The following is a 9,887-nucleotide window of genomic DNA, read 5'->3' as shown; positions in this document are numbered from 1 at the left end:
ACATCACCCTTTCACGGTGAGTACAGGGGTTCGAATCCCCTTGGGGACGCCAGGATTTAGTTGTAAAGTAAGAGTGCAGTGCTGAACGGGCCTGACAAGTCAGGCTTTTTTTGTTTCTGCCATATTGCTGCAGTACCGGGTCAGGATGCAAAGTAGTGCATTCAGGACAGATTTCTGTCCCCATCGTCTAGAGGCCTAGGACATCACCCTTTCACGGTGAGTACAGGGGTTCGAATCCCCTTGGGGACGCCAGATTCGCAAGTAGTAACAGGTCGGGATGCAAAGCAGCGCATCCAGGACAGATTTTCTGTCCCCATCGTCTAGAGGCCTAGGACATCACCCTTTCACGGTGAGTACAGGGGTTCGAATCCCCTTGGGGACGCCAGACCGGCTGAATCAGCCAACAAAAAAGCCGCCTGGTAACAGCGCGGCTTTTTTGTTATGGGCTGCCATGTCACCTTTTCTCTTCCCTATTAAATATGCCATTAGCTACCGATCGCGCACCTTCCCTGGCCATCTTCTGCAAAGTCGTCGACAACTACGGCGATATCGGCATTTGCTGGCGCCTCGCGCGGCAGTTGAGCGGCGAGCACGGCGTAGCCGTCACCCTGTGGGTCGATGATTTAGCCAGTTTCCAGCGCATCTGCCCTGAAATCGATGTGGCGGCCGAAGCGCAGCAAGTCTCGGGCGTCACGATCCGCCATTGGCGCGGCCAGGATGGCGTGTTTGCGCCTGCCGATATCGCCGACATCGTTATCGAGTTTTTTGCCTGCGACATTCCGCCCGGCTATATCGCCGCCATGGCGCAGTGCGCGCCGCAGCCCGTGTGGCTGAACCTGGAAGGCTTGACGGCGGAAGAGTGGGTCGAGGGTTGCCATGCGCTGACGTCGCCGCGCCACGGCATGATCAAGCATTTCTTCTTCCCGGGCTTCACGAACAAGACGGGCGGCTTGCTGCGCGAAGCGGCGCTCGACGAGCGGCGGCTGGCGTTCCAGTCCGATGCGCCCGCCATGGCGGCATTTCTCGGGCAATTCGGCGTGACGGCGGCGGACATGCGCGCCTTGAAAATATCGCTGTTCTGCTATCCATCGGCTCCCGTCGCCGAGCTGTTTGCGGCCTGGCAGGCGGGGAGCGAACCCATCACGTGCCTGGTGCCGGAAGGCGTCGCGTTCGACGCCGTTCAAGCGTTTATCGGCGACGATGCGGCGGTGCCTGGTGCGGCGCGCACGCGCGGCGCACTTACCGTGCGCGTGCTGCCGTTCGTGCCGCAGGACGATTACGACCGCCTGCTGTGGGCCTGCGACGTGAACCTGGTGCGCGGCGAGGACTCGTTCGTGCGCGCGCAATGGGCCGGCCAGCCGTTTCTCTGGCATATCTATCTGCAGGATGAGAACTTGCATCACGTCAAATTGCGCGCCTTCCTGCAGCGCTATGCGGTGGATGCGGATGGCGCCATCGACAGCCTGGTGCAGGCGGCGCTGGCCTGGAATGGCGCCGGCGCGGACGCCTTGCCGTGGGCGCAGCTGTGGCCCGCATTGCAGGCCGATTTGCCGCGCATCCGGGCGCGCGCGCAGGATTGGCAGCGGCAGATGCAGGCTAATGGCGATCTGGCAAGTAACTTGCTGGCGTTCGCTGGCGCGACGAGATAGGCGCTTGCCCAAAATTAAGGTAAAATGCCCGGTTATTTCTAACGTATTTTTAACCGATCAAACGCAAGCTTGCGGCGCTGATGGCGCACAGGCGGCAGATGGTCTTCATGCAACCCACTTTTTACGTACATTCCTATGAAACCCGCAAAAGAAATTCGTGTTGGCAATATCATCATGGTCGACAGCAAGCCTATGATCGTGTTGCGTTCTGATGTCAACGGTTCGAGCCGCACGGGCTTCACCTACAAATGGAAGATGAAAAATCTTCTGACGAACACCCCGATGGAAAACGTGTTCCGCGGCGACGACAAGTTCGACGTCGTTGTTCTGGATAAAAAGCCAGTAACGTATTCGTACTTCGCCGATCCGCTGTTCGTTTTCATGGACACCGAGTACAACCAGTACGAAATCGAAGAAGAAAACCTGGGCGAAGCGCTGAACTACCTGAAAGATGGCATGGAATGCGAAGCCATTTTTTATGACGGCAAAGCAATCTCCGTTGAACTGCCTACGACCATCGCCCGTCAAGTGGTGTACTCGGAGCCAGCGGTCAAGGGCAACACGTCGGGCAACGTCCTGAAAGAAGCCAAGATCGAAAACGCCATCGATGCGCACCGCCACACCGTGCAAGTGCCGCTGTTCGTGGCACAGGACGACGTCATCGAAATCGACACCCGTACCAACGAATACAAGCGTGTCGTACGCAACTGATAGAGCCTTGCACTGCGCCGCTCTCCTGGACTGGCAAACGCCGGCCTGGCTTGCTCCAGTGCTGGACCATCAAGAAACGCTGCCTTCGGGCGGCGTTTTTTTTTTGCTTAAAAAATAATTCCCTTCAACAACAATTGAGTTGCAAGGACTGCTATGCTATGGCTAGCACATTATTGCGTTAGAAACACTGAGGTTTCCTGGAGATACGATGCAGCGCAGTCAGATGTTACGCAGTGGCGCGTCCCGGAGCGTGTCGCGCCCCGTACTGGCCCGTGCCACGGCGCCGGCCAGTCCCATGGCCCATCTGCTCGACGCGGGCGTTTTGCCACAACAGCAGATGATGCAGGCAGGCAAACTCAGTTCCCATGCGCTGACGTCGCAGTACCTGGCCCGCATCCGCTCCCTGTGCAGCATAGGCGCGCGCGCCTATCCCGGCATTGAAATCAATCCCGATGCGCTGAAAATCGCCCTGGAAATGGACCGCGAGCGGCAGGTGCACAAGGTGCGCGGCCCCTTGCACGGCATTCCCGTCGTCTTGCGCGACAATATCGCCACGGGCGACCGCATGAAGACGCGCACGCAAGCGCCCCTGGCCACACATGCCAGCTGCGATTCCTTCGTGGCGGCGCGCTTGCGCGCGGCCGGCGCCGTGATCATCGGCAAAAGCAATTTGCGCCAGTGGGCGGCCGTCAGCGTGCCGCATGCCAGTGCCAGCTGGGCGGGGCTCACCATCCTGGCCGTCGACAGCGCGGCGGACGGCGCCATCGTCGCGCCGGCTTCAAACTGCGGCCTGGTCGCCATCAAGCCCACGGGCAGGGCTGTAGGCGGGCAGGACGCAGAGCCAGCCACGGCTGGACCGATGGCGTCCAGCGTGCGCGAGGCAGCGTGGCTGCTGGCCGCCTTGAGCGGCGAGCGCCTGGCCGATGGCGTCGTGTTCGATGCCGCCGGCTTGCGCGGGCGCCGCATCGGCGTGGCGCGCAAGCTGTTCGGCCTGTGTGCCGGGACCGATGCCGTGATCGAACAGGCGCTGCACGTGCTGCGAGAGCAGGGCGCGGAACTGATCGAGCCGCCGCCCGCGACCGGGGCTGGCGACATCGAAGCGCTGCTGCGTTCGCATGCGCTCGATGCGCTGGTGGGTCCCACTTGCCATGGCGTGGCGCAGCCGCATTCCGACTTGCCGCATATTACGGTGCCTGCCGGCGTGGTCGGGGGCTTGCCGGTCGGCTTGTCCTTCATCGGCCCTGCTCACGGCGACATGCCGCTCATTGCGATGGCGTATGCCTACGAGCAGGCGACTTTGCACCGGTGCACGCCCGCACTGCCATCGAGCATCACTTTGGCGCTGCGTCGACCATGACGATTCTTTTGTTTTCTTTCGATAAATTATGCTTGCAACCTTGCTGCTGATCGCGGCCGTGGCCGCCACCTCCACTCCTTTTGATGCCGATCAACTGTCTGGCAGCTGGTCCGACAGCGTGAATACGAATAGTGTGTGCGAAGAAGCGCGCCACTTCACGCGCATGCAACTGTCTGACGATCACCAGCGGCTGGCGATCTTCAACGACCGCACGTGGAAAAGCAAGCTGGGCGAAACCAACCGCTTTGCCGCGACGGTCGTGGCGGAAACGGAGCATAGCCTGACGTTACGCTATGACAATGAAACCCGCCTCAATGCCGCCGGCAAGCTGGTGGAATGGCAGTTGATCATCGTCGCGCCCGGCGTGTACCGCTGGCGCGAGACGGGCTGGCCGGAAGGCAAGGTCAACGGGGTGGTCGGTATTCGCTGTTCTCCCTGATGCCCGTGCGCAAGATGCCATTCTGCTATGCTGCGCCTGTTATCGATGTTTTAGGAGATTGCATGTCCACACGTTTGCTCTTGCCCCTGTTCATGGGCGCTGCCGTGGCGCTGGCCGTTATGCCGGCGCAAGCGCGTACGCCTAAATTGTCGCTGATCGAGCAGGCGCAAAGCTGCGACGGCGGCTCCAGCTGCCCGTATTTCCCCGATGTCTACAAGGCGGACTACGCCTTTCGCACGGCCTTCAATGTCGGCTTGAAAAAGGCGGGCCTGAAGCGGCAGCGCTGGGTGCCCGATGGCGTGGCCAGCCCGCTCAAGCCGGTCGAGATCGACGGCAAGGCGCGCCTGTTGAGCAGCGTCTGCGAACCGCACAATTGCGGCCACCGCTATTCCATTTTGTACGATCCGGTTGCGCGCAGCATGACGGGCGTGTACATGGGCAGCGATGCCAAGGGAGAACTGCGCACCGTGTACTTCGGCGATCCCAGCATCGCTGAAGCCGACTTGCTGTACAAGAACTGATGCACGCGCCATTACGCATTTCCAGCGAGCAAGGCGAACTGGACGTGCCCATGATCCACCGCTACCTGAGCGAACAGTCGTACTGGAAGCGTGGCGTGGCGATCGAAACGGTGCGCAAGGGGATCGCCAACGCGCTGTGTTTCGGCGGCCATGTGGATGGACAGCAAGTGGCGTTCGCCAGGGTTATCACCGACTACACGGATTTTGCCTACCTGCGCGACGTGTTTGTGCTGCCGCAATACCAGGGGCGCGGCTATGGCAAGCAGATGGTGGCCGCCGTACTCGGCGATTCGCGTTTGCGCGATGTCGTCTGGATGCTGGGCACCGACGATGCGCATGGCCTGTATGCAGGCTTTGGTTTTGCGCCGCTGGAGGCGCCGCAAAAATACATGCGCCGCCCCGCGTCAGTAAAATTATCAAAAAAATAGTTGATTCCATAAAAACTATTGATATTGTCGTATTAGATTAATATTGCCTTGATAATGACAATATGTCATTATGCGCGCTCTGCTGCGGTTGCGCAGCCGTACTTTGTTGGTGTTTTGCCTTGCCATCGCCATGCGGTGAGGGCGAGCTGAATGAGCGGTCTGACTGGTCGTCCCCTGGGTACGTTTTTTCGACAATGTAAAGGAATAAATCATGAAACAATATGGCGCCGAATTTCTCGGCACGTTCTGGCTGGTACTGGGCGGTTGCGGCAGCGCCGTGCTGGCCGCCGCTTTCCCCGGCCTTGGCATCGGCTTTGTCGGCGTGGCGCTGGCGTTTGGCTTGACGGTGCTGACCATGGCTTACGCCATTGGCCACATCTCGGGCTGCCATCTGAATCCCGCCGTCTCGATCGGCCTGTGGGCCGGCGGCCGTTTCCCTGCCAGTCAACTGTTGCCATACATCATCGCGCAAGTGCTGGGCGCCATCGTGGCTGGCGGCGTGCTGTACGTGATCGCCAGCGGCCAGGCCGGTTTCGACGTCAGCAAGGGCTTTGCCTCGAACGGTTTCGGCGCCCACTCGCCTGGCGGCTATTCCATGCTGTCGGCGCTGGTCATTGAAATCGTGCTGACGATGTTCTTCCTGATCGTCATCCTGGGTGCCACCGACAAGCGCGCGCCGGCCGGCTTCGCCCCGCTGCCGATCGGCCTGGCGCTGACCCTGATCCACCTGATCAGCATCCCCGTCACCAACACCTCCGTCAACCCGGCCCGCAGCACGGGCGTGGCCCTGTACGTGGGCGACTGGGCGACAAGCCAGCTGTGGCTGTTCTGGCTGGCACCGATCATCGGCGCCTTGCTGGGCGCGCTGGCCTACCGCCTGATTGCCGGCGAAAAAGAGTAAGTTTGAAAATGTAAAAAAGCAGCCTGCGGGCTGCTTTTTTCGTTTACTCGGCGGCGCGCCACTCGCTCAGGTAGTGCTGCGGCGTGCGGCCCAGGATGCGGCGGAACATGGCGCTGAAGGCGCTGGGGCTGGCGTAGCCCAGCGCATAGGCGATGGCCGCCACGCCTTCGCCCCGGTCCAGGCGACAGAAGGCCTCGGCCACGTGGACTTGCTGCAGCCATTGGCGGTAGTGCAGACCCGTTTCCTTGGGAAATAAGCGGATCAGGGTGCGCGCGCTGGCACCCGCGTCCTGCGCCCAGTCCTCGATGCTGCGCCGGCTGCCGGGCGCGTCCATGATGGCCGAGCACACGGCCACCAGGCGCCGGTCGCGCGGCCAGGGGATGGCGAGGGGCACGGTATCGGCCGCCGCCAGTTCCGACAGGATCAGGTGCGCCAGCCAGTCGCCGCGCCCCGCCAGCGCATATTCGACCGGTTCGGCCAGCAGGGCCAGGATCAGCTCGCGCAACAGCCGGCTCACTTCCAGCACCTTGCAATCGTCGCCATATCGGGCCGCCACCTGCGCATCGATGTACACGGTGCGCATGCTCAGTTCGCTCAAGATGTGGACTTCATGCACGATGCCCACGGGGATCAGCAGGGCGCGCCGCGGTGGCAACATCCACACGCCGTGCTCGGTGGACACGCGCATCACGCCTTCCGTCGCATACAGCAGTTGCGCCCGTACATGGCTGTGCGGCGCCGTATACTCGCCCGCCACGTATTGCCGCGACATGGCCGTCACGGGGCGCGGCACATGCTGGTAGTCGTGCGAGCTGGTGCTTCGGCTGAACGGCACGCCATCGGGGTGGGTCTGGACGAGTGGTTGGGTGTACATGCTGGTCGTTGGAGGGTCACCTAGTTGTCACTTGGGCGACGATTATTGGAAGTTATCAGTTCAGTGACCATACTATACTGGCTTCTTTGCCGGGCCGCCCGCCGTGCCCGATTATTGCGGATGACACATGCACACAACCACAACTGCTCCAGCATTGGCCAAGTCCGTGCCGGCGGCGCCCTCGCTTCATAGTTCCCAACAACAATCCGGTCTGGCCATGCACATCCTGGGCGCCGTCGCCTTCGTGCATTTGCTCAATGACTTGATCCAGGCATTATTGCCGTCGATTTATCCGATGCTGAAAGCCGAGTTTTCACTCAGTTTTACCCAGGTCGGCCTCATTACCCTGACGTTCCAATGCACGGCCTCGTTGCTGCAACCCTGGATCGGCTTGTACACGGACCGCCGTCCGCTGCCGTTCCTGTTGCCCGTCGGCATGTGCTTTACCCTGGCCGGCGTGTTGATGCTGTCCGTCGTGTCGACCTTCCCGACCCTGCTGATCGCCGCTGGCCTGATCGGCGTCGGTTCCTCGACCTTCCACCCGGAAGCGTCGCGCGTGGCGCGCATGGCCTCGGGCGGGCGCTACGGCTTTGCCCAGTCGCTGTTCCAGGTGGGCGGCAACGTCGGTTCCGCCCTGGGCCCGTTGCTGGCGGCCGCCGTCATCGTCAACCGTGGCCACGGCAATGTCGCCTGGTTCAGCCTGCTTGCCGTGCTGGCCATCGGCGTGCTGTACAAGGTCAGCCATTGGTACAGCGGCCACCTGGCCAGCTTCAAGCCGAAGACGGGCGGCCTTGGACCGAACTTGTCGCGCAACAAGGTGATGGGCGCGCTGGGCGTGCTGGCCCTGCTGGTGTTCTCGAAGTACATCTACATGGCCAGCCTGTCGAGCTATTACACGTTCTACCTGATCGACAAATTCCACCTGTCGCTCGGCGATGCCCAGTTGTACCTGTTCCTCTTCCTCGCCGCCGTGGCGGCCGGCACCTTCATGGGCGGCCCCATCGGCGACCGCATCGGCCGCAAGCGCGTGATCTGGATTTCCATCCTGGGCGCGGCGCCATTTACCCTGCTGCTGCCCTACGTTGATCTGTTCTGGACGGCCGTGCTGACGGTGATCATCGGCTTCGTGATTTCATCCGCGTTTTCCGCCATCGTCGTCTTCGCGCAGGAACTGGTGCCGGGCAAGGTGGGCATGATCGCGGGGATTTTCTTTGGCCTGATGTTCGGCGTGTCGGGCATCGCGGCCGCCGCCATGGGCCACCTGGCCGACGTGGCGGGCATCGCCTATGTGTACAAAATCTGCTCCTACCTGCCGCTGCTGGGCATATTGACGGTGCTGCTGCCGCATATCGAGCAGGCGAAAAAATAGGCCGGCGTGGCGGGAGGGCTTGACGGCCCGCCCGCGCGCATGCGATATTGTCCACATGATCTCTTCCATCCTCCCTCCAGTCCTTGCATACCGCGCCGCCGCTGCGCTGTGTCCGTGTACCTGGCTTCGCGAGGATGCGGCCCGGCGCCGTTAAACTTTTTACTCCTCATTCCGATGGCCACAGCGTTGAAAAACCTGTGGCCATTTTCTTTTTCCGCAACGCGCATGAAAGTCCCGCATGACACTTCATTTGTACGACACGTATAGCCGCAGCCTGCGGCCCTTCGAAACCATCGCCCCGGGCAAGGCGGGCTTGTACGCCTGCGGTCCCACCGTCTACGACTACGCGCACATCGGCAACCTGCGCACCTATCTGTTCGTGGACGGCTTGCGCCGCGCGCTCGAGTTCAACGGCTTGCAGGTGCGCCACGTGATGAACATCACGGACGTGGGCCATCTGACGTCGGATGCGGACAGCGGCGACGACAAGATCGAGGCGCGCAGCGCCCGCAGCGGCAAGTCGGCCTGGGACATCGCCGCTGAATTCACGCGCGCGTTCGAGGGCGATCTGCGCCAGTTGAATATCCTGCCGCCCACCGTCTGGTGCCGCGCCACGGACCACATCGCGGAGCAGATCGCCTTCATCCTCGACCTGGAAGCGAAGGGTTATACCTACCGCACGGATGACGGCATCTATTTCGACACGACGCGCCAGGACAACTATGGAAAATTGGCGCGTCTGAACCGCGACGGCCTGCAGGCGGGGAAAAGGGTGGACATCGGAGAAAAACGCGATATCTGCGACTTCGCGCTGTGGAAGTTCAGCGGCGTGCCTGGCCAACGGCAAATGGAGTGGGACAGCCCGTGGGGCCTGGGTTTCCCCGGCTGGCATATCGAATGCTCGGCCATGGCGGAAAAGCACCTGGGCGCGTATTTCGACATCCATTGCGGCGGCGAGGACCACGTGGCCGTCCACCACAGCAACGAGATCGCCCAGACGGAGGCGCGCCACGGCACGCGCCTGGCCAACTTCTGGCTGCACGGCGCCTTTTTGAAAACGCAGGACGCGAAGATGTCGAAATCCTCGGGCGACTTTTTACGTTTGCAAAGCCTGGTGGAGCAGGGCGTCGATCCGCTGGCCTACCGCTACCTGTGCCTGGGCGCCCACTACCGCAGCAGCCTCAATTTCACGGACGAAGCGTTGCGCGCCGCCGCCAGTGGTTTGGCGCGCCTGCGCGTCAGCGCGCATGGCCTTGGTGAAGCGCAGGGTGAGGCCGCTCCTGATCCCGCATGGCTGGCGCGCTTTGCGGCGCAGGTCAACGATGACCTGAACTTTCCGCGCGCCGTGGCCGTGGCCTGGGAACTGCTGAAAAGCGAGCTGCCGGACGCCGTAAAGAAAGCTACGATGGCCCGCTTCGATGCGGCCCTGGGACTCGATCTGCTGGCCTGGCGGCCGGCGCAGGTAGATGTGCCGCAGCCCGTGCAGGCGTGGATGGCGGAACGGGCCATCGCCCGCGCGCAGCGCCAGTGGGCCGAGGCGGACCGCTTGCGCGCACTGGCGCGCGCGGCCGGCTATGACATCGACGATACGCCGCAGGGGCAACAGGCGCGGTCTTTGTGAAGATGTCCGGCATAATG

The 9,887-nt window shown here is 62.0% G+C and carries 10 protein-coding genes and 2 tRNA genes; 11 read left to right on the top strand and 1 reads right to left on the bottom strand.

Features of this window, described 5'->3' with window-relative positions:
- Positions 1-176 precede the first annotated feature (176 nt).
- The 9 genes from VM94_RS18285 to aqpZ all read left to right on the top strand — a co-directional run bounded on the left by VM94_RS18285 (position 177) and on the right by aqpZ (position 6,006).
- A tRNA-Glu gene (locus VM94_RS18285) sits at positions 177-252 on the top strand.
- 57 nt (positions 253-309) lie between these two features.
- Positions 310-385, top strand: a tRNA-Glu gene (locus VM94_RS18280).
- Between the two features lie 94 nt (positions 386-479).
- Positions 480-1,649: an elongation factor P maturation arginine rhamnosyltransferase EarP gene (gene earP, locus VM94_RS18275; RefSeq protein ID WP_046684773.1), complete on the top strand. Its 1,170-nt coding sequence runs from the start codon at positions 480-482 to the stop codon at positions 1,647-1,649.
- A 135-nt stretch (positions 1,650-1,784) separates the two neighbouring features.
- Positions 1,785-2,360 carry an elongation factor P gene (locus tag VM94_RS18270; RefSeq protein ID WP_034758247.1) on the top strand — a complete coding sequence of 192 codons (576 nt, stop codon included), beginning with the start codon at positions 1,785-1,787 and terminating at the stop codon, positions 2,358-2,360.
- 250 nt (positions 2,361-2,610) lie between these two features.
- Positions 2,611-3,717, top strand: coding sequence for an amidase family protein (locus VM94_RS18265; RefSeq protein WP_046684827.1), 1,107 nt, complete (start codon positions 2,611-2,613; stop codon positions 3,715-3,717).
- Between the two features lie 28 nt (positions 3,718-3,745).
- Positions 3,746-4,156 (top strand): hypothetical protein, encoded by a 411-nt coding sequence (locus tag VM94_RS18260; RefSeq protein ID WP_138828861.1) that lies wholly within the window; start codon positions 3,746-3,748, stop codon positions 4,154-4,156.
- Between the two features lie 62 nt (positions 4,157-4,218).
- Positions 4,219-4,677, top strand: a complete 459-nt coding sequence (locus VM94_RS18255) for an Ivy family c-type lysozyme inhibitor (RefSeq protein ID WP_046684771.1) — start codon at positions 4,219-4,221, stop codon at positions 4,675-4,677.
- The gene (locus VM94_RS18250) at positions 4,677-5,105 is read left to right on the top strand and encodes a GNAT family N-acetyltransferase (protein ID WP_046684770.1); all 429 of its coding nucleotides are present in this window, start codon (positions 4,677-4,679) and stop codon (positions 5,103-5,105) included. The genes VM94_RS18255 and VM94_RS18250 overlap by 1 nt, the downstream gene beginning before the upstream one ends.
- A 211-nt stretch (positions 5,106-5,316) precedes the next feature.
- The gene (aqpZ, locus tag VM94_RS18245; protein ID WP_034758233.1) at positions 5,317-6,006 is read left to right on the top strand and encodes an aquaporin Z; all 690 of its coding nucleotides are present in this window, start codon (positions 5,317-5,319) and stop codon (positions 6,004-6,006) included.
- 43 nt (positions 6,007-6,049) lie between these two features.
- Here aqpZ and VM94_RS18240 read toward each other — a convergent pair whose 3' ends face one another.
- Positions 6,050-6,880 carry an AraC family transcriptional regulator gene (locus VM94_RS18240; RefSeq protein WP_046684769.1) on the bottom strand — a complete coding sequence of 277 codons (831 nt, stop codon included), beginning with the start codon at positions 6,878-6,880 and terminating at the stop codon, positions 6,050-6,052.
- Between the two features lie 127 nt (positions 6,881-7,007).
- Between VM94_RS18240 and VM94_RS18235 the strand changes: the two genes are divergently transcribed.
- Both VM94_RS18235 and cysS read left to right on the top strand, forming a co-directional pair.
- Complete coding sequence (locus tag VM94_RS18235; protein WP_046684768.1) at positions 7,008-8,249, top strand: MFS transporter; 1,242 nt, start codon at positions 7,008-7,010, stop codon at positions 8,247-8,249.
- 238 nt (positions 8,250-8,487) lie between these two features.
- Entirely contained in the window at positions 8,488-9,870 is a 1,383-nt protein-coding gene (gene cysS, locus VM94_RS18230; RefSeq protein ID WP_046684767.1) for a cysteine--tRNA ligase, read from the top strand.
- Positions 9,871-9,887 lie beyond the last annotated feature (17 nt).

Source organism: Janthinobacterium sp. KBS0711, from assembly GCF_000988085.1.
GTDB classification, from domain to species: domain Bacteria; phylum Pseudomonadota; class Gammaproteobacteria; order Burkholderiales; family Burkholderiaceae_D; genus Janthinobacterium; species Janthinobacterium lividum_E.
This window is presented reverse-complemented; position numbering and strand designations above follow the sequence as displayed.